The organism is Aeromonas sp. LsrichE-8G, from assembly GCF_022869435.1.
In the GTDB taxonomy this organism is placed as follows: domain Bacteria; phylum Pseudomonadota; class Gammaproteobacteria; order Enterobacterales; family Aeromonadaceae; genus Aeromonas; species Aeromonas caviae.
Genome location: NZ_JALIHH010000012.1, coordinates 18,876 through 43,653 on the forward strand (window position 1 = coordinate 18,876; position 24,778 = coordinate 43,653).

Annotated in this window: 29 protein-coding genes, 1 tRNA gene and 1 other annotated feature; of the genes, 2 read left to right on the plus strand and 28 right to left on the minus strand. The window is 62.5% G+C overall.

What is annotated here, in order from left to right:
• Nucleotides 1-52: 52 nt before the first annotated feature.
• From MUW49_RS03445 to MUW49_RS03470, 6 genes are all read right to left on the minus strand, one after another.
• Entirely contained in the window at nt 53-643 is a 591-nt protein-coding gene (locus MUW49_RS03445) for a hypothetical protein (protein WP_244812403.1), read from the minus strand.
• A complete protein-coding gene (locus MUW49_RS03450) occupies nt 640-783 on the minus strand; it encodes a hypothetical protein (RefSeq protein ID WP_180344998.1) in 144 nt (47 codons plus the stop codon). The genes MUW49_RS03445 and MUW49_RS03450 overlap by 4 nt, the downstream gene beginning before the upstream one ends.
• Nucleotides 784-1,044: 261 nt before the next feature.
• Nucleotides 1,045-1,251, minus strand: a complete 207-nt coding sequence (locus MUW49_RS03455) for a hypothetical protein (protein WP_244812404.1) — start codon at nt 1,249-1,251, stop codon at nt 1,045-1,047.
• A complete protein-coding gene (locus tag MUW49_RS03460) occupies nt 1,248-1,400 on the minus strand; it encodes a hypothetical protein (protein ID WP_180344999.1) in 153 nt (50 codons plus the stop codon). Before MUW49_RS03460 ends, MUW49_RS03455 begins: the two co-directional genes overlap by 4 nt.
• A complete protein-coding gene (locus tag MUW49_RS03465) occupies nt 1,397-2,434 on the minus strand; it encodes a site-specific integrase (RefSeq protein WP_244812405.1) in 1,038 nt (345 codons plus the stop codon). Before MUW49_RS03465 ends, MUW49_RS03460 begins: the two co-directional genes overlap by 4 nt.
• 118 nt (nt 2,435-2,552) lie before the next feature.
• Nucleotides 2,553-2,640, minus strand: a tRNA-Ser gene (locus MUW49_RS03470).
• Between the two features lie 198 nt (nt 2,641-2,838).
• Between MUW49_RS03470 and MUW49_RS03475 the strand changes: the two genes are divergently transcribed.
• Nucleotides 2,839-3,588 (plus strand): DsbA family protein, encoded by a 750-nt coding sequence (locus MUW49_RS03475; protein WP_103858963.1) that lies wholly within the window; start codon nt 2,839-2,841, stop codon nt 3,586-3,588.
• A gap of 174 nt (nt 3,589-3,762) precedes the next feature.
• Here MUW49_RS03475 and galE read toward each other — a convergent pair whose 3' ends face one another.
• The 20 genes from galE to MUW49_RS03575 all read right to left on the minus strand — a co-directional run bounded on the left by galE (nt 3,763) and on the right by MUW49_RS03575 (nt 21,378).
• Entirely contained in the window at nt 3,763-4,788 is a 1,026-nt protein-coding gene (galE, locus tag MUW49_RS03480; protein ID WP_042017704.1) for a UDP-glucose 4-epimerase GalE, read from the minus strand.
• A gap of 85 nt (nt 4,789-4,873) precedes the next feature.
• Nucleotides 4,874-5,893 (minus strand): hybrid-cluster NAD(P)-dependent oxidoreductase, encoded by a 1,020-nt coding sequence (locus MUW49_RS03485; RefSeq protein WP_103858962.1) that lies wholly within the window; start codon nt 5,891-5,893, stop codon nt 4,874-4,876.
• Nucleotides 5,894-5,993: 100 nt separating this feature from the next.
• Nucleotides 5,994-7,643 (minus strand): hydroxylamine reductase, encoded by a 1,650-nt coding sequence (gene hcp, locus MUW49_RS03490; RefSeq protein WP_049637030.1) that lies wholly within the window; start codon nt 7,641-7,643, stop codon nt 5,994-5,996.
• Between the two features lie 236 nt (nt 7,644-7,879).
• Complete coding sequence (locus MUW49_RS03495; RefSeq protein WP_010673329.1) at nt 7,880-8,347, minus strand: Dps family protein; 468 nt, start codon at nt 8,345-8,347, stop codon at nt 7,880-7,882.
• 130 nt (nt 8,348-8,477) lie between these two features.
• On the minus strand, nt 8,478-9,020 hold the full coding sequence (locus MUW49_RS03500; RefSeq protein WP_109421952.1) for a DUF3833 domain-containing protein: 543 nt from the start codon (nt 9,018-9,020) through the stop codon (nt 8,478-8,480).
• 11 nt (nt 9,021-9,031) lie between these two features.
• Nucleotides 9,032-9,574, minus strand: a complete 543-nt coding sequence (locus MUW49_RS03505) for a chalcone isomerase family protein (RefSeq protein WP_162540813.1) — start codon at nt 9,572-9,574, stop codon at nt 9,032-9,034.
• Nucleotides 9,531-9,749 (minus strand): TIGR02450 family Trp-rich protein, encoded by a 219-nt coding sequence (locus MUW49_RS03510; protein ID WP_010673326.1) that lies wholly within the window; start codon nt 9,747-9,749, stop codon nt 9,531-9,533. Before MUW49_RS03510 ends, MUW49_RS03505 begins: the two co-directional genes overlap by 44 nt.
• Nucleotides 9,746-10,225: a DUF2878 domain-containing protein gene (locus MUW49_RS03515; protein WP_109421950.1), complete on the minus strand. Its 480-nt coding sequence runs from the start codon at nt 10,223-10,225 to the stop codon at nt 9,746-9,748. Before MUW49_RS03515 ends, MUW49_RS03510 begins: the two co-directional genes overlap by 4 nt.
• A 2-nt stretch (nt 10,226-10,227) precedes the next feature.
• On the minus strand, nt 10,228-11,484 hold the full coding sequence (locus tag MUW49_RS03520; RefSeq protein ID WP_113978854.1) for a cyclopropane-fatty-acyl-phospholipid synthase family protein: 1,257 nt from the start codon (nt 11,482-11,484) through the stop codon (nt 10,228-10,230).
• A 106-nt stretch (nt 11,485-11,590) separates the two neighbouring features.
• Nucleotides 11,591-12,370, minus strand: a complete 780-nt coding sequence (locus MUW49_RS03525; protein ID WP_111896704.1) for a DUF1365 domain-containing protein — start codon at nt 12,368-12,370, stop codon at nt 11,591-11,593.
• Nucleotides 12,367-13,626, minus strand: coding sequence for an FAD-dependent oxidoreductase (locus tag MUW49_RS03530; RefSeq protein WP_244812406.1), 1,260 nt, complete (start codon nt 13,624-13,626; stop codon nt 12,367-12,369). Before MUW49_RS03530 ends, MUW49_RS03525 begins: the two co-directional genes overlap by 4 nt.
• Nucleotides 13,623-14,357 (minus strand): SDR family NAD(P)-dependent oxidoreductase, encoded by a 735-nt coding sequence (locus MUW49_RS03535; protein ID WP_143237942.1) that lies wholly within the window; start codon nt 14,355-14,357, stop codon nt 13,623-13,625. The genes MUW49_RS03530 and MUW49_RS03535 overlap by 4 nt, the downstream gene beginning before the upstream one ends.
• Nucleotides 14,354-14,782 (minus strand): nuclear transport factor 2 family protein, encoded by a 429-nt coding sequence (locus MUW49_RS03540; RefSeq protein ID WP_198497815.1) that lies wholly within the window; start codon nt 14,780-14,782, stop codon nt 14,354-14,356. Before MUW49_RS03540 ends, MUW49_RS03535 begins: the two co-directional genes overlap by 4 nt.
• 1 nt (nt 14,783) lies before the next feature.
• Complete coding sequence (phrB, locus tag MUW49_RS03545) at nt 14,784-16,208, minus strand: deoxyribodipyrimidine photo-lyase (protein ID WP_198497816.1); 1,425 nt, start codon at nt 16,206-16,208, stop codon at nt 14,784-14,786.
• On the minus strand, nt 16,205-17,092 hold the full coding sequence (locus MUW49_RS03550) for a MerR family transcriptional regulator (protein ID WP_113069793.1): 888 nt from the start codon (nt 17,090-17,092) through the stop codon (nt 16,205-16,207). The genes phrB and MUW49_RS03550 overlap by 4 nt, the downstream gene beginning before the upstream one ends.
• Before the next feature lie 139 nt (nt 17,093-17,231).
• Nucleotides 17,232-18,176: a DUF523 and DUF1722 domain-containing protein gene (locus tag MUW49_RS03555; RefSeq protein ID WP_010673317.1), complete on the minus strand. Its 945-nt coding sequence runs from the start codon at nt 18,174-18,176 to the stop codon at nt 17,232-17,234.
• 173 nt (nt 18,177-18,349) lie between these two features.
• Nucleotides 18,350-18,979 (minus strand): outer membrane beta-barrel protein, encoded by a 630-nt coding sequence (locus MUW49_RS03560; protein ID WP_039041374.1) that lies wholly within the window; start codon nt 18,977-18,979, stop codon nt 18,350-18,352.
• A 178-nt stretch (nt 18,980-19,157) separates the two neighbouring features.
• Nucleotides 19,158-19,712, minus strand: a complete 555-nt coding sequence (locus tag MUW49_RS03565) for a DUF3157 family protein (protein WP_010673315.1) — start codon at nt 19,710-19,712, stop codon at nt 19,158-19,160.
• Nucleotides 19,713-19,800: 88 nt separating this feature from the next.
• Entirely contained in the window at nt 19,801-20,664 is an 864-nt protein-coding gene (locus MUW49_RS03570; RefSeq protein WP_210538474.1) for a hypothetical protein, read from the minus strand.
• 114 nt (nt 20,665-20,778) lie between these two features.
• A complete protein-coding gene (locus MUW49_RS03575; RefSeq protein ID WP_210538475.1) occupies nt 20,779-21,378 on the minus strand; it encodes an HAD family phosphatase in 600 nt (199 codons plus the stop codon).
• Between the two features lie 191 nt (nt 21,379-21,569).
• Nucleotides 21,570-21,703: a sequence feature (Phe leader region), on the plus strand.
• A gap of 38 nt (nt 21,704-21,741) precedes the next feature.
• On the opposite strand from MUW49_RS03575, the gene pheA reads away from it, so the two are divergent.
• On the plus strand, nt 21,742-22,914 hold the full coding sequence (gene pheA / locus MUW49_RS03580) for a prephenate dehydratase (protein WP_010673312.1): 1,173 nt from the start codon (nt 21,742-21,744) through the stop codon (nt 22,912-22,914).
• Between the two features lie 669 nt (nt 22,915-23,583).
• Here the strand turns inward: pheA and MUW49_RS03585 are convergent.
• Nucleotides 23,584-24,009, minus strand: a complete 426-nt coding sequence (locus MUW49_RS03585; protein WP_010673311.1) for an LPP20 family lipoprotein — start codon at nt 24,007-24,009, stop codon at nt 23,584-23,586.
• 88 nt (nt 24,010-24,097) lie between these two features.
• Entirely contained in the window at nt 24,098-24,718 is a 621-nt protein-coding gene (locus tag MUW49_RS03590) for a FlgO family outer membrane protein (protein ID WP_010673310.1), read from the minus strand.
• Nucleotides 24,719-24,778 lie beyond the last annotated feature (60 nt).

Sequence of the window (24,778 nt, forward strand, 5' to 3'; positions counted from 1 at the left end):
GTCTGTGCGGTTGTCGAGCGCATTCTTGCAAGCAACTAGGCGGCTGTATTTGTCACTTTTCCCACCAAAACGACACGATCACTTGTTGAACCCCCGTTCTACCCTCCCACGCTGGGGCGTTGCTCTCGGCTATGGCTGTGCCCAAACTGTTTATGCCCCGTTCCATTTGAAATGCGGCGGTCATGATGTCAGCCAGGCAAGGTCTACCCCTCCACACGCAAGCAAGCCCATAGTGCAGTGCCATAGCCGGTAAAAGCGGCTTCATCTGCCGGTAAAAATTGCCCTGCTCTATGTCCTGTTGGCCTCTTAGGCGATCTTTTAGCTCGTTTGCTGAAACCCCCGCGTCAGGGGTGTTATACAGGTGCAGCATTAGCCGGTGGCCTTCAAATATCCGCTTCAATCCCTTATCTATGCGCGGCTGGTACTCCCTCTGTTTAAGGCGTGCCCAAGGCTTGCCTGTTGGCCCAATAGACGGGGCGAACTCCTTTGCCGTGTGTCCCTCAATCAGGTGAGATTGAGCCCAAAACAGTGCCTCCTTGAACTCCTCAGCCTTGGTGCTGTCTCTCTCGTGCGGATAGGCGAGCAAGCCGAAATAACTCAATACACCAGCAAAACTGGCCTTTATGTGCGCGTGTGTGTTCATTTCATCTGTTCCATGTATGCGGAAACGGCAGCACGCCAAAGAATGGCGGCTTCTTGGTGAAATCCTGCCCGGTAGGCAATGACGGCGGCTTGTGCTGCTTGTTGTGCGGCGGTTCGGGTGGTTACAATGCGGGTGTTCATGATCGATGTTCTCCCATCGGTCGTGTTCCATGGCCCTCGAACCGGTGCAACGGTTGCGGGGGCTTTTCTTTGCCTGATCCCTTCCTCTGGCTAGCCATCTTTAGGGCTTGCAAGCTGGCAAGATCAGGGCGGTCAGGCACTGTTTATCACTAGCAAATGACTTGCAAGGCATAGGGCTCCCCCCTCCCATAACCTCCTAGGTTATAGAGTGCGGCCCCTGCTCGTTTACAGGGTGGTCAGTGTTCTAGCTTGCCGGTGGTGTTAGCCCATAGCGTCCCCCCTAGCATGGCGGCGGATAATGGCCTTAACTTGGGTCACTCCTGCCCCCTCTGGTATCCAGATCTCGGGCTGCTCATCCCCTGCATCAGTCCAAGTAATGAACTGATCCCCCTTGAACCAACACCACTCGCGGTCGGTCTCGGTGTCGCCAGCTTCCAGAATGCCCACGCAATAGGTGAAGTTGATCATGCCTCCACCTCCTGCCAATCCCCGTTGCTGTCCTGCTCCACTTCTACCAGTACGGCAGCGGCGAACCCTTCCGGGCCTAGCTCTGCCAGCCAGTTAGATCGGGTGTCCACGCTTCCGGTGAACGGGTTCATCATCATCGGCTCGTTCATGCTGTGGCCCTCCGTCCGATACTGCCAAATGAACCGTTGACGGCTATCTGCTCGCATTCGTCACTGAGGTGGCTGTAACGGTCTGTCATGGCTGGCGAACTGTGGCCCAATATCTTGCCCACGATCTGCAGGCTGTGGCCGTCCATCGCTAGCCAAGAGGCGCAGGTATGGCGCAGGCCGTGAAACTTAATATCTACCCCGGCAGCCTTGCGGGCTACTCTCCATGTTTGGTCAAAGTGAACCCACGGGCGGTAGGGGTTAACCGCTTCATTGGTAAATACAAAGGCTTCACCAATACCCCGGAACCGGCGCAGCTCCTCGATAACTTCGGGTGTCAGCTTTAGATAGCGAACCTTGCCATTCTTGGTGTTCGGTAGGTATGCCTTGCAGCGGTCGAAATCAATGTCGCACCATCGCAGGTTGATCAGCTCTCCCTTGCGGCCTCCGGTACTGATTGCCATTAGTACCAGCAGGTAAAGGCGATCCCACCGGCTATCAAGGCAAGCGTCCAGCAGGCGGGCGGCTTCGTCCTTAGTCAGAAACTTGTCATATGGTTTGCTTTCTTTGCGCCGGTATGACGCTGTGGCGGGGTTTTCTTTGGTGTGCTTGCGGCGGATCAGCCAAGAGTAAAGCGTTGAAAGCTGGACACGGTAGCGGTTCAGGGTTGCACCTGATAAACCGTCCTCTTCCATATCGTTCAGGGCGTGATCTATGTCATCGGTGGTGATGGAAACAAGCTGGCGGTCTTTGAATCGCTTCATCCAGTAGCCAAGGCGCTGTGGAATGGTGGGATCTCGTAGCTCCTTGAACTCTGCACTCTGCAGGTACTTCTCGGCGGCTTCGTCAAAAGTCAGTTTGTTTTTGGTGCGGTCTAGGATGGTGCCAGAAAAGCGCTTGTCTACGGTCAGCAGGCCGTCAAACTCTTTGGCTTCTAGCTTGGTTTTGAATGTTTTGGATACGCGAACGCCGTCGAGCATACGCTCAACGCGATAGGTTTTTCGGCCATTGGTGCCAGTGCGGGTTTGTATGCTCATTTGTTGTTACCTAGCAGGGGTTCGCCCAATCACGCCAAATTGACGTGAACACTTAGATAACAACCGCAACTCACTGCCCTGTTAGTCACTCTAACCCTTTGTCCAGAAAGGGAAAAAATGGCGGAGGAGGTGGGATTTGAACCCACGGATGGTCGCCCATCGCCGGTTTTCAAGACCGGTGCATTCAGCCGCTCTGCCACCCCTCCGCAGCAGTGCGACGCATATTACCCATGCCCCCAGCCCTTGTAAATCCCCACTCCGTTTGTTTGCCCATTTATTGGGCTATCTGGCGCACAAAACCGGCAAAACCGCTACAAACCGTGCTTTTTCAAGCGTATGGCTTGACTTGAAAACAGACTCACCCACTATAGGGGCCACTACCACATCCCCAGCAAGATGGACTTATGAGAATCAAACATGCCCTGTTCGCCGCCCTGACCGGCGCGACCCTGCTTGCGGCGCCCGTGCAGGCGAGCGAGCTGACCAAGAGCGATGTCGAGCAGATCGTGCGCGACTATCTGGTCAAGAATCCGGAGATCCTGGTCGAGATGTCCAACGCCCTGCGTGCCAAGCAGGAGAGCCAGCAGGCCGAGAACGACAAGACGCTGATAGAAGCCCATGCCAAGCAGCTCTTCGCCAACCAGGATCCCGAGAGCGGCAATCCCAAGGGCAGCCTGACGGTGGTGGAGTTCTTCGACTACAACTGCGGCTACTGCAAGCGCGCTCATCCTCTCATTCAGCAACTGCTCTCTGAGGACAAGGAGATCCGCTACATCTACAAGCAGTTCCCCATCCTGAGCGAAACCTCCTACTACGCCGCCCGCGCGGCGCTGGCGGTGAAGCTCGGCCAGCCCGACAAATACCAGACCTTCCACGACAAGCTGTACGCCCATCAGGGGCCCCTCTCCGACGAAGCCCAGGTGAAAGACATCGCCAGAGCCGCCGGCGTGGACTGGAGCAAGGTCGAGGCGAAGATCAAGGACGGCAGCATCGATCAGAATCTGGGTACCAACCGGGCGCTGGCCGAAGCCATGGCTATTTCCGGCACCCCGGCCTTCATCATCGGCGATCAGATCCTGCGCGGCGCACCGCGGGATCTGGCCAGCCTCAAGGCCATCATCAAGGATGTCCGCGCCGGCAAGAGCATTCAGTAACCCGCGCGTTGTGCATGAAAAAACGCCCCGGCATGCCGGGGCGTTTTGCTATTCATGCTGCAAACCATCAGGTCTGATGGGCCGTCGCGAGAAGCTGTCAGCAAGGCGAAGAGCAGCGCAGGGACCCGAGTTTATATGAATAAATGAGGTTCCTGAGCAGCGCATGACCCTTGATCACGGCTTCGCAGCAGGGCCATAACCGTTCGGGTTCTGGCTTTGCCAGCGCCAGGTATCCACCATCATCTGCTCCAGACCCCGCTCAGCCTGCCAGCCCAGCTCGTCACGGGCCAGGGCCGGTTCAGCCCAGCACTCGGCAATGTCGCCGGGGCGACGGGGCTTGATCTGGTAGGGAATGGCACGGCCACTGGCTGCCTCGAACGCCTTGACCATCTCCAGCACGGAATAGCCCTGACCGGTGCCAAGGTTATAGGTGAAGACGCCGGTATCACTCTTGATGCGGGCCAACGCTTTGAGGTGACCGATGGCGAGATCCACCACGTGGATATAGTCGCGCACCCCGGTGCCGTCTGGGGTCGGATAGTCGTTGCCAAAGACCCCCAGCTCCTTGAGCTTGCCCACGCCGACCTGACTGATGTAAGGCAGCAGGTTGTTGGGGATGCCGTTGGGATCTTCACCGATGAGGCCGCTCTCGTGAGCCCCCACCGGGTTGAAGTAGCGCAGCAGCACGATGGCCCAGCGAGGATCGGATTTGGAGAGGTCACGCAGGATCTCTTCAACCATCAGCTTGGAGCGGCCATAGGGGTTGGTGGCGCTGGTGGGGAAATCTTCCCGCAGGGGTACCGAGGCCGGATCCCCATAGACGGTGGCCGAGGAGCTGAACACCAGCCGGAACACGCCGGCCCTGGCCATCTCTTCGCACAGCACCAGGGTGCCGGTCACGTTGTTCTGATAGTAGGTGAGCGGGATCTGGCCGGATTCCCCCACCGCCTTGAGGCCGGCGAAGTGGATCACGGATGCTATCCTGTGTTCGGCAAACAGCCGTTGCAGGCAGGCTCTGTCCAGAATGTCCCCTTCCACGAAGGTGACCGGCTTGCCGGTGATCCGCTCGACCCGCTTGAGAGACTCGGGGGAAGCATTGGAGAGGTTGTCCAGTACTACGACCTGCTGCCCGGTACCAAGCAGCTCGACCAGGGTGTGGGAACCGATGTAACCGGCTCCCCCCGTCACCAGAATTGTCATTTTTTATCCCGTACTTTGCTGAAACTGGGGTTGAGTCTACCCGCACGACCCGCCCGAGAAAAGCTCGGGATACCAATGACGCCCGTCAATACTCCAGGCTCACATCCCCTCTGGCGGTGCAGGAACAGGCCAGCGCAACCCCGTTCTCGAGGTCCTGCGCGCTCAGGGTCATCACGCTCTGGCGCTCGATTTCGCCTTCCGTGGTGCAGCGACAGGCGCCGCACACCCCGGCGCGGCAAGCGGCCATCATGGTCTCCCCCACCCCCTCCAGTGCCGCCAGCAGGGTCTGGCCAGGCAGTATCTTCACTTTCTTGCCGCTCTTTTTGAGGGTTAGCCAGAAGTGGTCGCTATCGGCCGCAACTGGCGCCGCGCTTGAGGCCACCCCAGGCAGGCCGAACGACTCCTGATGCAACTGCTCGGGGGGCAGCCCGAGCCCGGCCAGCATCTCGCTCACCACCGCCATATAGGGGGCTGGCCCGCACAGATAGACATGGCGGCTCAAGAGATCCGGCGCCAATTCCTTGAGCATCCCCGGTGTGAGCCGGCCAACCCAGGGATGAGCCGTTGGCGCCTCTTCCCCTACTTTCTCCAGCACTAAAGCATGGCGCACACCGGCATGAGCCTCGGCCAGCGAAGCCAGTTCCCTCGCGAAGATCACATCCCCGGGGGTTCTGGCGCTGTGAATAAAGCGGATATCGGCGTCCGGCCGCTTGGCGAGCTCGTCCCGCAGCATGGCCCACATGGGGGTGATGCCGGAGCCGGCGCTGAGCAGCAGCGGCCGCTCGCAGGGGAGCGCGGTCAGGTGGAAATCGCCGAAGGGGCCGTCTACCCGGATCTCGTCCCCCACTTGCAGGCTCTGGTGCAGATGGTGAGAGACCAGCCCCACATCCTTGATGGTGACCTGCCAGAAAGGATCCTGCGGGCTGGAGGAGAGGGTGTAGGCGCGGCAGTGGGGATGGCCGTCAATCATCGTGTGCAGGGTGACGCACTGGCCAGCCAGCACGGAGGGCAGGTCGCCAGCCAGGGGTTCAAATTGCCAGCTCGCCACATCGTGGGTCTCTGCCCGGCGGGCTATACAGCGCAGGCTCAAAGAGGTGGAGGTCATCGCAAGGCTCCTCTTGCTCGGAAATAGCGTTGAAAAAAGGCGAGCCATCAGGCTCGCCAAAGGCTTACAACATGCTGAGCGTGTAAGGCTGTGTCTTTGCTCAGGCCGCCAGGATCTCGGCGAGATCCGCGTCTGCCGTAGTGGTTCCTTTCAGGCCGAACTGCTCCTCCAGCACCTTGAGCAGGGCCGGGGTGAGGAAGGCCGGGGCGGTCGGGCCGGTGCGGATGTCCTTCACGCCGAGTGCAAGCAGGGTGAGCAAAATGACGATGGCTTTTTGCTCGAACCAGGAGAGCACCAGGGTCAGGGGCAGATCGTTGACGCCGCACTCGAACGCGTCGGCGAGCGCCAGGGCCAGCTGGATGGCAGAGTAGGCATCGTTGCACTGACCCACGTCCAGCAGACGGGGAATGCCACCGATGTCGCCGAAATCGAGCTTGTTGAACTTGTACTTGCCGCAGCCCAGGGTCAGCAGCAGGCTGTCCTGCGGGATCGCCTTGGCAAACTCGGTGTAGTAGGCGCGCTCGGCACGGTCGCCGTCACATCCCCCCACCAAAAAGAAGTGGCTGATTTCGCCAGCCTTGACCTTGTCGATCACTGCGGGAGCGGCCTGCATCAGGGCGTTGCGGGCAAAACCGATGGTGATGAAATGCTCGAGCTCAACGTGCTTGAAGCCTTCCAGCGCTTGTGCCTTGGCGATAACGGCGGAGAAATCTTCCCCTTCCAGGTGAGTCACGCCCGGCCAGCCGACGATGGAGCGAGTGAAGATGCGATCCGAGTAGTTGCCCACGTTCGGGTCGATGATGCAGTTGGAGGTCATCACCACGGCGCCCGGGAAGTTGGCAAACTCCTTCTGCTGGTTCTGCCAGGCAGAGCCGTAGTTGCCCACCAGGTGCGGGTACTGCTTGAAGAAGGGGTAGGCCAGCGCCGGCAGCATCTCGCCATGGGTGTAGACATTGATGCCGGTGCCCCTGGTCTGCTCCAGGATGAGCTTGAGATCCACCATGTCGTGACCGGAGACCAGAATGCACTTGCCCGGTACCGGAGTGACGCGTACCTGGGTCGGCTCGGGGTGGCCGAAGGCGGTGGTTTCACCGAGATCCAGCATCTCCATGATCTTGAAGTTCAGCAGGCCAATATCCATGGCGCACTTGAACAGGGGATCCAGATCGCAGGGATCCGTGCCGAGCCAACTCATGATGCGATGGAATTCGGCGGCGACCCCGGCATCCTGCTGATCCAGCACCCGGGCGTGTTCCATGTAGGCGGCGGCCCCCTTGAGGCCGTAGAGGCAGAGCAGGCGCAGCCCCATGATGTCTTCGTTGACGTCGTTCTTGCCCCGGTTGACCGCGGTCTGCGGCGCCTGGGCAAGCTGGGCCAGCAGATCGGCACCCGGCTCGAAGCTGGCCGCGGCGGGCAGTGTGTCGGCCTGCACCGCCAGCGGTGCCAGCTTGGCGGCCAGTTGCTGGCGATAGGCCAGCGCCTGGTTGACGTAGGCGACGATGCGAGCGGAGTCGAAGTTGACGTTGGTGAGGGTGGCAAAGAACGCCTTGGGCACGAAAGCGTCTATTTCGCTGTCGACGATGCCGTGCTCGCGGGCCGCCAGGGCCCAGGCGCTGAGCCCTTGCAGGGTATAGATCAGCACATCTTGCAGGTCGGAAGTTTCCGCCGTCTTGCCGCACATGCCTTGTGCATAGGCGCAGCCATTGCCTGCCGGGGTACGAATAGTCTGTTCACATTGCACACAAAACATCATGTCTCTCCTAATTGGACATTTCAGTTATCTGTTTTGTGGCGATTCTATTCCCCTCTTGGAAAACTTAATAGGCATTCAATTTACCAATTAACATTTCATTGATGCAGATCAAATAGAAAAAAGCCGCCCAAATCGGGCGGCAAGCGGGTGGGAAATCAAGGAGAGACAACTCGGGTTTGCAACAACAGGGGCAATGATACGGGCCGGAGCATGGGCAGCCGGCCCCAGGTTCATCAGGCCAGATAGGCGCGCAGCATCCAGACCAGTTTCTCCTGCTGCTGCACATAGTCGGAGAGGATGGATGCAGTCCCTTCATCACCGGCATCGGCGGCCTGACCCAGGATGCGGCGCTGGGCAACCAGCAGTTCGCGGAAGCTCGCCAGCAGGGATTCCACGCAGGCACGACCGTCATGCAGCCCCTTCTGCTCGGGGATGGCGGACACCTGGATGTAGTCGCTGAAGCTGTGCAGGGGCACGCCATCCAGGGTCAGAATGCGTTCGGCCAGGGCATCGACTTTCAGCAGCAGGTCGTTGTAGATCTCTTCGAATTTCAGGTGCAGCTCGAAGAACTGGTTGCCGCGGATGTTCCAGTGGAAGCCACGGACGTTCATGTAGAGGATCTGGTAGCTGGCCAGCAGCTTGTTGAGCTCGGCGGCCAGGGCTTGTGATTGAACGGTATCAAGACCAATGGGGCTCTTCATGATTCACCTCCAGGTGGTAAGCATTATCGGGAACGGAGTCAGCTTATCCAGAAGCAGACTCAAAGGACAATCGTCTGTGCCTTGCCGATCCATAGCCAATAGCTATTGTCGGCAAAAAATGCACCGGCTTTCATTGTTCAAGCCGTTCGATATAGAGGATCACCTCGCCGAGGTGAATGCCGAACTTGCTGATCTTCGCGCGGTTGATCAGGCGATCGTCGTCCAGCAGATACATCCAGTCATCAAAGCTCACCCTCACCACGCTCTCATCCGGCAGTGCCAGATCGAGTTGATAACGCCAATTGAGGGCAAAGCCCTCTGTCTTGCCTACCGCCTCCCCCACCACGTCTGAAGCCGTGCCGCGCCAGTGGCCATCCGCCCCCTTGCTCAAAAACCAGGTGCGGGTCTGCCGACGGCCATCATCGAAGTAGAACTGCTCGAACAGCTCCCCCTTGCCCTCTCGCCAGTGCCCCTGCATCTCGACCCGAAAGCGACTGGTCACTTCGCCGCTGCGGTCCGTCACCAGGCCGTGGGCCACCAGCTTGCCATTGAAGAAACGGGCGAGATCCCAGCCCGGCTGGGAGCCGCGATAATCGTCAAGACCCGCGCCGCAACCAGAGAGCCACAGCAGGGGCAGCAACCAGGCAAGACGCCACCAGGAAGAGAACTTCATGGAATACTCCATCAGGATTGGCCGCGCAGGCGGCGGGTCAGAGCGGGATCCTGGCTGTCGTCAGTCAGCCAGATGGCAAGAAACGCGGGGGCGAAGGCGGGATCATCAAGAGAGCCAAGGAGGCGATCTCGCAACCAGAAGTGGCCCGAGCCTTGCTCGTCCACATAAAAAACCAGCTTGTCGCCGGGGGCGACATCCGGCCAGAGCGTGGCCAGTCGAGCCAGCCAGCGTTGGCGCTCACTCTCGCTGCCAAGGCCGAGCCGCTGCCACTCGGCGGCGGTCGCCTCCAGCAAATCCTGGCGCTCGATGGCCCTCGCGTAGGTAATGCTGAGGGCCTGCGGGTAGCGCCCCGGCTGATAGCGGCCGCTCTCGCTGTAGAGGGTGGCGTCATAGAGCTTGAACCAGAGCCAGCGCATCTCCCCCTGTCCCACGGTACGCAGCCCCTGCCAGGGGGCGGCAACGCTCTGGGCGGTCGCAAACAGTGGCAGGCTCAAGGCCGCCAGCAGCAGGCTAGTTCCACCCCATGTGCCAACGGGCGGGATCCTCCAGTTCATGCCAGTCCATCTCCTGTTCCTGCAGGGTGTTGATATCCTGCATCACCACGCTCGCCAGATGCCCCTGAGCATCGCGCTGGCAGGCCACCACCAGGTAGAAACGCTCGGCCAGCTCGCACTGGCCATCCCTGGTCCACTTGGAAAACAACAAGGTGTCGGTCGAAAAGGTGTTCATCTCGTCTCACCCTCCAGCTTGACCGTTACCCACAGGAGTACGGGTAACCACCACATCCAGATCACCGCCAGCAGCACTGCGCTTGTCCAGATGCCCCAGGGTAAGTTTACTGCCCCCATGGCGGCCCCCGCCATATAGGAGGAGGCGCCCCCTACCATGCCGAACAGCCCCTGTTGCCAGCGCGGCAAGGGGCGAAGCCAGCGAAGGCCGTGGGAGAGGGTCAGGGCGAAACCGCACCAGAGCAGCAACAGCCAGAGCGGAAAACCGGACGGAAAGTGAAACAGGCCGAGGCGCCAGAGCAGGATGTCGAGCAGGCAGCCTGCCAGGGCGACCGGGATGAGGCGCCAGTCATGCCCACGGCGGGGGGAGAAGATGAAATGGAGCAGCAGCATCCCGAGCAGCGGGCCCGGTTGCTGCCATGTCACCGCCAGCAACCAGTAGAGGTTGAATCCCAGCAGGTGGGCCCACTGCCACATGATCAGCGACCGTGTGCCGGCAAGTCCCCGGACCAGCCATGGGGCCCCGGCTTGGCGGCCTCCAGTTGCACCAGGCTGATGGCCCGCTCCCAGAATCCCCCTTCACAGTAGGCGAAATAGAAGTGCCAGAGCCGGATGAAATCCTGGCTGTAACCGAGCTTGGGCAGCTCTGGGGCCAGCGCCAGGAAGCGTTCGCACCAGTGGGCCAGGGTACGGGCATAGTGGTGGCCGTGATCGTGCAGCCGTACCAGCTGCATGTCGGTCTCCCGCGCCAGCAGACCCGCCATCTGGGAGACGCAGGGCAGGCAGCCTCCCGGGAAAATGTAGCGCTGGATGAAGTCCACCCCGCGCAGATACTGGGCGTGACGCTGATCGGCGATGGTGATGGCCTGGATCAGCAGGCGTCCGCCGGGCTTGAGCAGGCGCGACAACTGGCGGAAATAGTCGGGCAGGAAGGCGTGCCCCACCGCCTCGATCATCTCGATGGAGACCAGCTTGTCATAGCGTCCCTCCAGCTTGCGGTAATCCTCCAGCAGCAAGGTGATGCGATCCCCCAGCCCCTCCCGCTCGATCCACGCCTTGGCATAGTCGTGCTGGGCCCGGGAGATGGTAGTGGTGGTGACCCGGCAGCCGTAGTGACGGGCCGCATAGACGGCAAGACCGCCCCAGCCGGTGCCTATCTCCAGCAGGTGATCATGGGGACCGAGCTCAAGCCGCTCACAGATGGTGCGCAGCTTGGCCTGCTGCCCCTCCTCCAGGGTGGCATCCGGGTGGGGATAGATGGCGCTCGAATACTGCATGTGATCGTCGAGAAAGCCCTGATAGAGGGTGTTGCCAAGGTCATAGTGGGCGGCGATGTTGGCACGCGAACCGGTCAGGGTATTGCGATTGAACCAATGGCGCACCTTGTTGAACGGGAAGCTGAGCCAGCCGAGGCGCCGTTCCAGGGCGTCGAGCAGCGGCAGATTGCGGGCCAGCAAGCGCACCAGTGCCACCGGCTCCGGGCTGGTCCAGAGACCCTCCACCCAGGTCTCTCCTGCGGCGATGCTTCCCCCCAGCAGCAGGCGGCGATAAAACGCCGGATCCTGCACCACCAGCTCGGCATGCAGGTCGCTGCCCGCCTTGCCGAAGCGGTGGCACTCGCTGCCGTCGTGAAGCACCAGTTGACCCTGCTCAAGGCGCGCCAGCAATTTGAGCAGCAGTTGCTTGGCCCCCTTATCGATGAAAGAGGCAGAGAGGGTTGATTGAGCAAGTTCCATTAGCGGCTCTCCGAATGGGTCAAGAGTGGGGTCGTTCGGTTGGGATGAACCCGCACCATGGGCTGCTGACAACACCAGGAAGCGGAATTAAACGGGTGTGTCGGCGTCATGGGCGGCTCTCCGGATGGGTGAAGACGGGGGTGCGTTTGATAAAAAGGCGCAGGGCCTGCCAGTAGATCCCGAGCAGCACCTTCAGGGTCATCCAGGGCCAGCGAGCCAGCAGCGCCGCCAGCCCGCTGCGGCACCAGGGCGCGCGGCGCAGGGCCAGGGTGGCGTCAAACAGCTTGTTCTCACCGGATACGGGGTGGCTCTCGATATGGATCAGCGCCTCCTCTTTCGGTGCCCGGATGCGCCAGTGGTAGCGCATCCCCAGTCCCATGAAGGGGGAGACATGAAAATCCTTGTCATGGGGGGAGAGCGCCGCCAGATCCAGCAGGTAGTAGTGGCGCTCGTTCCAGGGGGTATTGGAGACCTCCGCCAGCAGGTAGCGGGTCTCCCCCGCCCGATCGCAGAAGTAGAAATTGACCGGGCTGAAATAAAACCCGAGGCAGCGCACGTTGCCAAGGAGCAGCACCCGCCCGCCGGGCTCCGCATGCCCCCCAAGGGCCGCCACCTTGTCCCAGACCGCCTGCTTGAGGGGCCCTTCGCTGCCCCGCAGATAGTCCTCGCGGCGAAACGAGAGCAGTCCGGCCCGCTCCACGGCAAACCAGCGCCCCTGCTCAAGCCCGGGCAGTTCGTCCAGATCCAGCCCCAGCATGAAGAGGCTGTAGGAAAAGGCGTGGGGACGCGGCGCGAAGCGGCGATGGCGCACCGAACCTTGCCAGATGGCGCTGATCCCCTCCCCCATTCCCTCGTCCCCCTGCGTCAAGGCCGCGGCGCCGCTCATAGCTCGGCCCCGAAGCGTCTGGCCACGTCCAGGGCGCTGCGCACCCCGTCCTCGTGAAAACCGTTGTACCAATAGGCCCCGCAGAAGTGGGTATGCTGATGGCCACAGATCTCGCCCCGTCGCTGCTGGGCGGCGATGGAGCCCTGATTGAATACCGGATGATGATAGACGAAACGGCGCAACACCTTGCTCTCGTCCACCCGTCCACGGGGATTGAGGCTGACGCAGAAGGGCGCGGGGGAGCTCACCCCCTGCAGGATGTTCATGTTGTAGCTCACCAGGGGGCGCGCCCCGTCATCCTCACCGAGCTGGTAGTTCCAGCTCGCCCACGCCTTGCGGCGCATCGGCAGGCAGGAGGCGTCGGTGTGCAGCCAGACGTCGTTGGCCTGATAGGGCATGTTCCCGAGGATGGCCCTCTCTCCGTCGCTCGCATCCGCCAGCAGGGCCAGGGCCTGATCGCTGTGACAGGCGAAGATCACCTCGTCAAAATGGGCCTCCTGCCCCTGGCTGGTGACCACGACGCCATCCGCCACCCGGCGCACCGCCTCCACCGGGGTAGCGAGGCGGATGCGCGACTGCCAGCCCGCCGTGAGCGGCCCTATGTACTCTCGCGAGCCACCCGGGATCACATACCACTGGGGCCGGTTCGCCACCTCCAGCAGCCCGTGGTTGGCGAAAAACCGCAGGAAGAAGCTCAAGGGGAAGGCACGCATGTCCGCCAGGGTGGAGGACCAGATGGCCGCTCCCATGGGCAGGATGTAGTGGCGGGCGAAATAGTCGCTGAATTTCCCCGCCTGCAGGAAGTCCCCCAGGGTCAGCTCGGGGGTCAGCTCCCGCTGGCGATGCGCGGCCAGCCAGGCCCGCGCCTCCCGGTTGAAGCGCAGTATCTCGGCGACGAAGCGATAGAAGCGCGGGCTCAGCAGATTGCGGCGCCGGGCGAACAGGGTATCGAGGTTGTGGCCGTTGTACTCCATCCCCTCGGGACTCTTGACCGAGAAGCTCATCTCGGCGGGTTGGCGCCCCACACCGATGCGCTCCAGCAATTTGAGGAAGTTGGGATAGGTACGGTCATTGAAGACGATGAAGCCGGTGTCGATGGCATAGTGGCGCCCAGCCTGCTCCACCTCCACGGTGGCGGTGTGGCCTCCCAGGGTCGGCGCCGCCTCGAACAGGGTGATGTCATGCAGCTTGTGGAGCAGAAAACCGGCGGTAAGACCGGAGACACCGGAGCCGACGATGGCGATCTTTTTCTTCATGAAGGGCGTCCTTTCGAAACGAGTGTGCGGCCAAGGCGCAGCCAGAGCCCCGTCGGCAGGGCGCCGAGCAGGCGCAGCAGCCAGATGAAGCGACGGGGAAAGTGGATCTGGTGGCGACCGGCGGCAAGCCCCGTCATGATGGCGCGGGAAGCCTCTTCCACCGTCACCAGGCAGGGCATGGGAAAATCATTCTTGTCGGTGAGCGGCGTCTGCACGAAGCCCGGGCGGATCAGGGTCACCCCGATGCCCTTGCTGGCCAGATCCAGGCGCAGCGTATTCGCCAGATAATCGAGGGCCGCCTTGGAGGCGCCATAGGCCTCCGCCCGTGGCAGGGGCAGCCAGCTCACCGAGGAGCTGACGATGGCAAGCCGTCCACCTGCCCCCAGCCGCGGCAGCAAGGCGGCCAGGGCGTTGCCGGTGGCGATGAGGTTGGTCTCGATGACCCGGGCAAACAGGGCGCCGTCAAAGCCTTCTGCCGGATCCATGTATTCACAGTTGCCCGCATTGAGAATGAGCAGGTCGAGGGCGGGCAGACTCGCGGCCACCCCGGCCATGGCGGCGCTGTCGCGCGCATCGAATCGCAAAGGGGTGATCCCCAGGTCGGCCAGTGCCTGCAAGCGCACCTCGTCCCGGCCACAACCCCACACCTGCCAGCCGGCGCGCCGATAATCCAGCGCCAGCTGGCGGCCGATGCCCGAGGTGGCCCCGGTGATCAGCACCCGGCCGCTCATGTCCCCAGCCTCCCCTTGATGGCACGTACCACGGGCCCCAGCAGCGGCAACTGCTCGTAGAGCATGGCCCCGAGATCGAAGTAGTCCCGGTGCAGGAACACCTTGCCCCAGGAGTCGAACGTCAGCCGGGTGGCCCCCTCCACCCTGACGGCCCGGCCACCGGCAATCCTGGGGTGGGAGAAGGTCATGACCCAGGCGAGCCAGGCTTCGTTGCCCGACTGCTGCTGACTCGTTATCTCGAAACTGCACTGGGCAAGGCGCTCATAAAGGGAGGAAAAGTAACGGGTGAGCGCGGCCAGCCCCTCTATCCGGTGCGCAGGATCGATGAAGAGCACCTCATCGGCATAGACCTCCGACAAGCGGTGCAACTGATGCTTGTCCAATTGCAGGTAGAGGATGACAAAGCGGGCCAGCGCGTCATTCATGCTAGTTTTTCTCCAGTTCGCGGAACATCTCGATGGCCCTCACCCGTGCAACGGCATGATCCACCATGGGGGCCGGATAATCCTGCCGCCCCTTGAGCCGCAACCAGTCGTGGGGCTCGTGAAGATAGGCAGCAGGCACATCCGCCAGCTCAGTGACCCAGGTACGAATGAACTCCCCTTGTGGATCAAATCGTTGCCCCTGGGTGGTGGGGTTGAAGACCCGGAAATAGGGCGCCGCATCGGCCCCGGTCCCCGCCGCCCACTGCCAGCCGCCATTGTTGGCCGCCAGATCCCCGTCGATGAGCCGACTCATGAAGTAGTCCTCCCCAAGCCGCCAGTGGATATGGAGATCCTTGGTGAGGAAGCTCGCCACTATCATCCGTAGCCGGTTGTGCATCCAGCCGGTGGCGTTGAGGCAACGCATGGCCGCATCGACCACGGGGTAGCCGGTGCGCCCCTCGCACCAGGCGGCGAAGGCATCCGGATCCCAGCTCCACGGCAGGGCCGCCGTCTCCGGCTTGAAGGGGCGGTTCATGGAGAGGCTCGGGATCAGCACCAGCAAGTGGCGGTAGAACTCGCGCCAGATGAGCTCGTTGAGCCAGACGAAACCGGGTTGGGCCTTCGACTGGGGCCGGTAGCCGAGACGCTGCTGCAGCGCCCCCACGCACTGGCGGGCACTGATGATGCCCGCCGCCAGATAGGGGGAGAGCACGGAGGTGCCCGCCAGCGCCGGAAAGTCCCGGGTCTCGCCGTAATCGAGCACCGCCTGATCCAGAAAAGCGTGCAACCGGCGGCTCGCCTCGGCCTCCCCCACCGGCCAGCGGGTGTCCGGCGTCAAATCCCCCAGCCCGTCGTCCACCCACTCCCGCTCGGCCAGGGGCAGCCACGGCAACCGCTCGCCGCGTGGTGCGGGGGCACGGTGAATGACGAAGCCATCCTCCTCGAGAGCCTTGAGCCAGGCGCGGCTGAAGGGGGTGAAGACCTTGAACATCTCCCCCGACCCGGTCAGCACCCGACCGGGCGGCAGCACGCAGCAGCCGTTGAACCAGTGGCTGGTCAGGCCCTGCTCCCCCAGCGCGGCGCTGACGGCGTGGTCGCGGCGCAGCTCGTCAATCTCGATGGCCTGGTTGGCGTAGAGCTGGCTCACCCCGAGCTCCCGGCAAAGCGCCGTCAGCGCCGTCGGCACCTCGGCAAAGGTCTCGACCCGCAGCAGATGAAGCGGAATGCCGAGGGCCGCCAGCTCGCAGCCCATGGCATCCGCCTGTGCCAGCATGAAGCGCTGGCGGACCGGGGCCAGCTTGTGCTGCTGCCACTGGGTCGGCGAGACGATGAAGAGTGCGGCGACCGGTTCATCTCCGGCGCAGGCGTGGCGCAGGGCCGGGTTGTCGGCCAGACGCAGATCGTTGCGAAACCAGACCAGCCTCATGACGGTGTTCTCCCGCCCTTGCCCTTCGCCTTGGCAGTGCGGGGCGTCGCACTGACCTCTGCCAGGGTGGCGTGCCAGTTGCGGGCACGCCGCCACGGCTCATCGTAGAGGCGTCCCAGCTCGCCAAAGAAGCGGGTACCCGCAGGCCATTCGGCGGCCTGGTCCTGCTTGCCGAGCCCGGCCCCCAGCAGGATCAGCCAGGGGGGGGTGGCGCGCCCCTCCAGCAGGGTGGCATGGCGGGGCTCCACCGCCCCCAGCAGTTGCACCTCATATCCCTGACCGATGAGCTCATACGCAGCCCAGACAAGATCCAGCGGCCCCACCTGCCCCCAGCTTGCCAGGGTGACGGGGACGCCCTTCTCCTGCTCGATGAGGTGGCGGGCGAAGCGGGTATGCAACCAGCCGAGCCACACCTGTTGCAGCAGCTCGCCATCGGGGCGCTCGCGCCACAGCCCCAGCAGCCGCTCCACCAGGGGCTGCAGCACCCGGCTGCGCACCAGCTCGAAGGGGTAGCTCGCCAGCAGATCGCCAAGCTCGGCCTCCGCCTTGCGCTGGTTGAAGGCGAGCAGCGCCTGGCTGAACTGCTCCAGGGTCTGCTGCCAGTGATCGCTCACCGGCGCACTCTGGGGCTCGCTCAACAGCCCCTTCACCTGACCTATGCTCACCCCCCGCTCCAGCCAGCTCAGGATCTCGCCTATCTGGCGGATGTCCTGCTCGCTGTAGAGGCGATGGCCCTTCTCGGTTCGGGCCGGTTGCACCAGCCCGTAGCGGCGCTGCCAGGCGCGCAGGGTGACGGCGTTGACGCCGGTGAGGCGGGAGACCTCGCGAATGGGGTAGACGCCCTCGTCGGGGAGAGGCGCGGCTGCTTGTGGTTCATCAGACATGAGAGAGTCCATCAGACGTTGGGAAGAGGCCCCGGTCATCCGCCGGGGCCTGCACAGGGGGTTCAGAGCCCGTAGCGCAGCTTGAGCGTGTCGGGATGAAGGTCGAGGTAGGCCTGATCGGCCAAATCCAGCCACACCTTCACAGCCCGTAACGCAATTTCAGCGTGTCGGGATGGGGATTGAGGTACACCTGCTCGGCGAGATAGGGGTTCGGGTACTCGCGCAGGTAGTGGCGGATCAGGGTAAGGGGCACCAGCAACGGGAAGACCCCGGTGCGGTACTTGTCGATGGTGTCGCACAGCTCCTGCTTCTGGGCCGGGGTCAGCACCCGCTTGAAGTAGCCCTGCAGGTGCATCAGCACATTGGTGTGGCTGCGGCGGTTGGCCCGCAGGGTCAGCGCCGCCATCAACCCCTGGATGTAGCTGTCGGCCACCTCCTGCAGGTTGGCCTTGCCAAGGTTGGCGAGCAGGCGCCCCAGCGCCCGGTAGTGGGTGGTGGCGTGGGAGAGCACCAGGTACTTGTAGCGTGAATGGAAGCGGATCAGGGCTGAGGCGGTGATCCCCCGGGCGCAGAGCTGCTGCCAGTCGTGGTAGGCGAAGACCCGCAGCACGAAGTTCTCCCGCAGGATGGGGTCGCACAGGCGGCCATCTTCCTCCACCGGCAGCAGGGGGTTGGCCTCCATCAGCGCCTTGGCGAAGAGGCCGACCCCCTCCTTGGCGCTCCCCTCGTTGTTGGCGCCATAGATGCGCACCCGCTCCATGCCGCAGCTGGGGGATTTGGCGCAGAGGATGTAGCCGGAGAGGAAGTCGAGCTGGCGTGCCTTCTGCTCGCTGAAGGCAATCAGCTTGTCGGTGACGTCGAAGCTGCCGTTGCTTGCCTCGGCCCGCACCTCGCCCTGGCGCTTCACCAGCCGGATGGCGGCGCGGGGTGCACCCAGGCCAATGGCCATCTCGGGGCAGACGGGGTGATAGTCGAAATGGGCACCCAGATCCCGTTCGCAGAAACTGGATCGTTTGTGGCCCCCGTCGAAGCGCACTTCCTGGCCGAGCAGACAGGCACTGATACCGACCTTAATCTTGTACATGATGAAGCCCCTTGTATAAGCCTTGAGTAAGTTATAGCAGTTATACAAAAGATTGGAAGCTGTATAACTATTGCGAACTGATACGGCCAGGGGGCGGCGGGCGGATCAGCCCCCATAAAAAAAACCCATGACCGAAGTCATGGGTAAAGGTGAAGACCCTGCAGGAAGGATGATCAGAAGCTGTATTTCACACCCAGGCTGGAGATGGAGCCTTTTTGCAGATCCCAGTTGCGATAGGTGTAGTCGGCGGTGAGGGCCAGGTTCTGGGTCAGCTTGTAGGCCGCCCCCGCCTTGAAGTCGTGCATGTCGTCGGTCATGTTGGCGTAGCGATAGCCGGTGGAGAGCTCGACGGCGCCGATGTCGTAGCGCAGACCCACTTCTCCGTAGAGGCTGCCGCTCTTCTTGCGGGCCAGGGTATCCCAACCGGAGTGGTTCACGTCGGAAGCCAGCTCCCGTTCCAGGCTGTAGCCCATCAGGCCGGTTTCACCGTAGAGGTTCAGGCCGGTGCTGAGGGGGGTGTAGACACCCATCCCCAGACTGGAGATGGCCATGCTGTCGTTGCCGCTGCTGCGGGAGGTGTATTCGCTGCCGATCCGGCCATAGACATTGCTGGTGAAGCTCTTGGAGAGATCCAGGCTCAGGCCGCCGAAGTCGCGGTTCTCCCCATCCTTGCCACCGATGTAGTCAGACTTGGTGTGGGCCCAGGTGGCAGAGCCCTTGGCATAGCTGAAGGCATCTTGCGCCAGGACGGAGGTGGAAGAGAGACCGGCCAGAACCAGAACAGACAGTGCGATCTTTTGCATTTTGTTGACTCCATGGGTTGAGTTAGGCGGACCTAACTGGAATGGAGCCATTGTGACGGGCAAAGGGGGCAACGCCGAGGAGCAAGCTGTTGCCAAACCATGTCAGATGTAAGCGGATATTGCTGGCGGTTACCGGTGCAACACTCTGCGGGGGAGCGAGGGCTCCCCCGCCGTCATCCTAGCGGAACTCCACCTCGTCGATCTGCACCCGCACCAGCGGCTTGCCGGTGAGGCCGGCGGGTCGTGCCAGCTCGATGGCCCGGGAGGTGCGTGCCTCCCCCTTGCGCAGGTAGGAGTCAGGCAGGCGGTTCTCCCCGACCCAGAAGCGCACGGGCTCGCTCGAGAGCTGCACCCCGTCGGCGCTGAACAGGGTCAGGCTGCCGTTGACGCGCACCACGTTGCGACTGCCGGTGTTGCTCACCACGAACTGCAGGCTGAGGGGATCGTCCCCCGCCACCTGGTCCAGCTTCACCGTGATGCCGTCCCGGGTCGCCTGGGAGAGCAAGTCGGGATGGGCCATGGCCTGCTCGGTCAGCACCGGGGCCGCGACACTCGCCGTCACTGCCTGACCGGCTACCGTGGCTGCCGGCTTGACCAGCAGGTATTCCCAGGTGAAATCGTCATTGAGTTGCACCTGGCGACCATCCGGCAAGGTGATCTGGTGCAGGGGAGCCGCCTCGGCCAGCAGAGGGCACAGACAGAGGGCGACCAGCAGTCGGGAGAGGGGTTTCATGGGCAGGCACTCGATAAAGGATGCGAAGGGAGCAGTATAAAGAGTCGCGCCCTCCTTGCCTATGACCCCCCTCACGTTACGCCCCGACTCAGATGACCAGGGGGTGGGGATCCTCCAGCGTGGCCAGATCCAGGGTCACCAGATCGAACTGGGCACTCCTGAGGGCCTTCTGGATGGTGGGCTGCATGTCGAACACCAAGGCCCGCAGCCGTTCGGGCACCCGGATCCTCGCAAGGGTGGTGACCCTGTCACCCAGGGTATGGAAGAAGACCTGGGCTCCCCCCAGCCCCATGTCCACCAGCATCTGCTCGGCCATGTCGACCATCCGCAGGTGCCGCCTGTCCAGGGAGGTCATATCGACAAACCGCCGGCTCAGGCAGGCCTCCCCCACGTCTCCCCAGAGCGCCAGTTGCCGCTTGTGAAAGCCGTAGCGAAAATCCCGGTTGGTCATCCCCTGCTCGGCAAAGATCCAGAGGGTGTTGGCGGGCAGGCTGTGGAATCGGCGCAGGTACTCCCGCTTCTCCTCCACCGAGGCCGACATCAGCAGCGGCGGGCCCTCTTCATGTTCGAGCTGCTGGCAGAGGTAGCGCACCGGGTCGGTCACCTCGGCGAGGTGGCCCAGGTGCGCGCTGAAGATCATCTCGTCGGTCTTGAGCACCTGATGGGGGATGCCGTAGTGCCGGCAGTAGCGCTGTGCCCTGGCCACCGACTGGCGGCTGAGGGTGGGGTTGTCCAGGGTGATGGCGCGAAATCGCACCCCGCTGGCCCGGCACAGATCCATGCTGTAGCAAGATTCCTGTCGGCCGGAGAAGGAGACAAGCAGTTCGCTGTAACCGGCCAGGGTGTTGATGAGCCTCTGTTCCCTGGCTTGAAAGGTCTGATCGTATCCCCGATGCAGCGCAACGACATTGGCATCCATAACAACAACTCCGGATGATGAACTGGATACCATTTTGCCCGCACCAAGCTGAATATACACTTAAAGAGCATGGATAAAGCTGTACGTTATTTGCCCTCAATCAAGGTTTTGCACACTTTTTTCGCTGCGAAGCGAAACTGGCTCTCCTCAGGCAGGCAACAACCCCTGAGCGATCAGATGCGCCCGGCACCGGGCCGGATCGGTGAAGATCAGCCCCCGCAGACCGAGCGCCTCGGCCGCCGCCACGTTGGCCGGGCTGTCGTCGATAAAGAGGCACTCCCCAGCCTTGAGGTCGAACGACACCAGCAGATAGCGGTAGATGTCGGGCTCGGGTTTGAGCATTCGCACCCGGGCCGACACCACCTTGCCGCTGAAGAAGCGCCAGAAGGACTGATGCTGCTCCAGCCAGTCGATGCTGGCGTGCCCCATGTTGGAGAGGGCATAGAGGGGGTGGCCTGCACCGTGCAGTTCTTCGATGAGCGCCACCATGGCGGGATCCGGCACAAGGGAGGACGGCACCGCCTGCAAGATGGCCAGATTCTCCGCCATCGACAGGCCGGTGCGCCCCTGCGCCTGACGGGCCATGGTGTGCAGGGAGAGGGTCCCCCTGTCCACCTCCAGCCAGTCCGGGTGGTTGAACAGCTGCTCCGCGATCGCTGTCGCCCCATCAGGTCCGCGCACCCCACTCACGATGGCCACCGGATCCCAGCGCACCACCACCCTGCCCAGATCGAAGATCACCGCCATCGTCTCGTCCTCTCTATGTGTTGTTGCCACGGATGTGGTCACGGCGGTTGCCACAAACAGGGACCAGAACGACGCTCACTCCCCCTCGGCAACCCGAGCCACCACCCTGCCCCGTTCAACGCCCCCGGGCAAGTTTTACTTGCATCGCACCGCCAAATCCCTTAATGGTTATGGCGTTACATTCAGGACACGCCCATGAACACACCATTCTTCTTTGTTTTCTCGTTTACCCGGCCCACATGAGGGAAGGCCCGTCGTCACGTGAACCATTCGCGTAAACAGAAACCAAAGACGAATCGAGCCTCCCCAGCGGAGGCTTTTTTTTGCACCACACACCACAGAATCACTGGATAGGGAACCACCATGGCAACGCTCGACGAGATCAGACACGACATCACCCAGTTGGATCAGGAGCTGCTCGCCCTGCTGGCCAAACGCAAGACCCTCAGCATCGAGGTCGCCCGCGCCAAGCAGGCCAATCCCCGTCCCATCCGTGACCACCAGCGCGAACAGGACTTGCTGGTCGCCCTGATCCAGAAAGGGCGCGCCCTCGGACTGGATGCCCAGTACATCACCCGCATCTACCACACCATCATCGAAGACTCCGTGCTCTCCCAGCAGGCCTACCTGCAGAGCCTGCTCAACCCCCAGCAACAGGAGCCCATGACCAGCGTCGCCTACCTGGGACCGCGCGGCTCCTACTCGAGCCTGGCCGCCCGCAAGTACCTGGCCCGCTACAAGGATCAGGTGATCGAGGTGAACTGCCAGAACTTCCGCGAGGTGCTGGACACCGTGGAGTCGGGCCGCGCCGCCTTCGGGGTGCTGCCCATCGAGAACACCAGCTCGGGCTCCATCAACGAGGTGTACGACGTGATGCAGCACACCACCCTCTCCATCGTGGGTGAGCTCACCTATCCCATCGAGCACTGCATCCTCACCGCCGTGCCCACCGAGATCGAACGCATCAAGACCTTCTACGCCCATCCCCAGGTGTTCCAGCAGTGCTCCCATTACCTCAGCAAGCTGGAAGGAGCGCGCCACGAGATCTGCGACTCCTCCTCCAGCGCCATGATGAAGGTGAAGGAGCTGGCAAGCCCGGAAGCGGCGGCCATCGGCAGCGCCGCCGGCGGCGAGCTCTATGGCCTGGACGTGCTGGCCGAGCAGCTCGCCAACCAGAAGGAGAACTACAGCCGCTTCATCGTGGTGGCGCGCAAGCCCATCGACGTGGCGCCCCAGATCCCGGCCAAGACCACCCTCATCATGTCCACCTCCCAGAAGCCGGGCTCCCTGGTGGAGGCGCTGCTGGTGCTGCGCAGCCACGAGATCAACATGACCAAGCTCGAATCCCGTCCGGTGCAGGGCAACCCCTGGGAGGAGATGTTCTACCTGGATGTCTCCGCCAACCTGCAGACCCCGGCCATGCAGGCCGCCCTGCTGGAGCTGACCAAGATCACCCGCTACATCAAGGTGCTGGGCTGCTACCCGAGCGAAGACGTCAAGCCGACCGCCGTGCCGCCCGTCTTGATGGGAAGCTGATGGGGAGCGGATCCCGCCCCTGCCACACAAAGGCGAGCCCCGGCTCGCCTTTGTGCTCTCTGCGCCCTCCCCGTGAGACGCGGCCCAGTCCCGCCCTTCCCTTCCGGCGTTAAACCGCCCTCCACCCCCTTCCTCGTGGACCCGGGATCCTGGCGCTGCTGTCTCTCCACTCACCATCAGGCCATCTTCCTCCCGTTGCGGCCTCCTTTTGCCGCCTGCCGGGCCTTTCTATCGTTTGGCTTTATTTAACGACATGGTGATATCGTTAGATTTCCCTAAACAAAAAAGGCTGCCATTCCGGCGCCCGGGCACCTCTTGTTCTACTTCAGCCCCCTTTTTCCTCGCCACAGGCCGGATCCCGCCCGGCCATCAAGTCCGTTTCTCCTGCAGAAGACCAGCTCTCCCCCCAAGACGCCAATCCCGGTTATCCTCACCGCAGGCCAGTTATCCCCCAAGACGCCAACCCCGGTTATCCTCCCCAGGCCCTATCCCGTCCAAGGCGCCAACCCCGGTTATCCTCCCCAGGCCCTATCCCGTCCAAGGCGCCAACCCCGGTTATTCCCCGCAGATCCGAGCCCTTTCCCGACCAAACAAAAAGGCGAGCCTGCGCTCGCCTTTGTCTGTGCCGTGATCATCGCCGGGCTCATGCCGGCGCCCCCCGGACCCGCCCTAGAACTGGCCCGCCATCAGCTGGTTCAGGTGATAGAGGTTGCGGGTGTCGAGCTCCAGCTCGGTGGCATAGGTGTTGCCACGGGGATAGGTCGCCACCACCCGGGCACCGCGCACCATGCCCGCCACCGACACATCCAGGGAGTTGGAGGTCTGGGTCAGGTCCTTGTAGCTGCTCTGGCCGCGCACCTGCTGGCCGTTGAGCTGCTCCGCCAGCTCCCGGTAGGCGTCCATCTTGGAGGCGCGGATCGCCTGCAACATCTTCTCGGACTGGGAGGGACCGGGCTGGATGTCGATCACCGCATACCCCACCGCCTTGAGCACCGGGAAGTCATCGGGCTTCTCGCCCACGTCATAGTTCACCACCCGGTTGCCACTGCACGCCGTCAGCAACATGGCCATCAGGCAACCCAACAAGATTTTCATCGCTGTTTCCCCGTTTTCCTGTTCACCACACCCGATGTTTCACGGCTCAATGTCAGCCAGCCCGCTTCACGCTTCATGACGCGCCACCTCAAGGGGTCAGGTTGACCAGATGGCCGGACGGGCTCTGGCCCCCCCGCATCAGGTAACCGCGATTGATGGAGGCCCGGCCAAAGGAGTTGCTGGCACCGGACAAATATTGTTTCGGGATCAGGCTCTGGGCCGTGGTCTCCACCATCTTGGTGCGCAGATCGATGATGCGGGCGTTGACCAGGATCCCCTGCTGATTGCGGCTGAAGGTGCCGGTCAGGATGCGGGAGATGGGCAGCCGGGACGAGAGATCCTTGTAGTTGCGGCTCATCACGAAATCCCCCTGCGGGGTCACCTGGATGTTGCCCGTGGTCTTGAAGTCCACCACCACTTCCCCGCGCCGGTTCAGCTCGTAGATGAAGCTCTCCTCGATCTGCTGCCCCATCCAGTTGGTGTCCTTCAGGGTGTCGAGATCGACAAAGGAGGCGACCGCAATGGGCTCGGTCAGGGTCGTGAGGGACTTGCGCTCCATCAACTGATCCGTCATGCGGGCCACCAGCCAGTTGAGCTCCATCCCCTTCGCCGCCTGGCGAGGGTCTCCCAGCTCCCGATTGATGGGGTCGGCCGACCCGCAACCGACCAATGCCAGCGCCACCGCCAGCACCGTGATAACTCTCTTCATGGATACCTTTCCTGTATCTGCACCTGACCTGTTATCGGTCGCAACCGCCAACACTTGAGG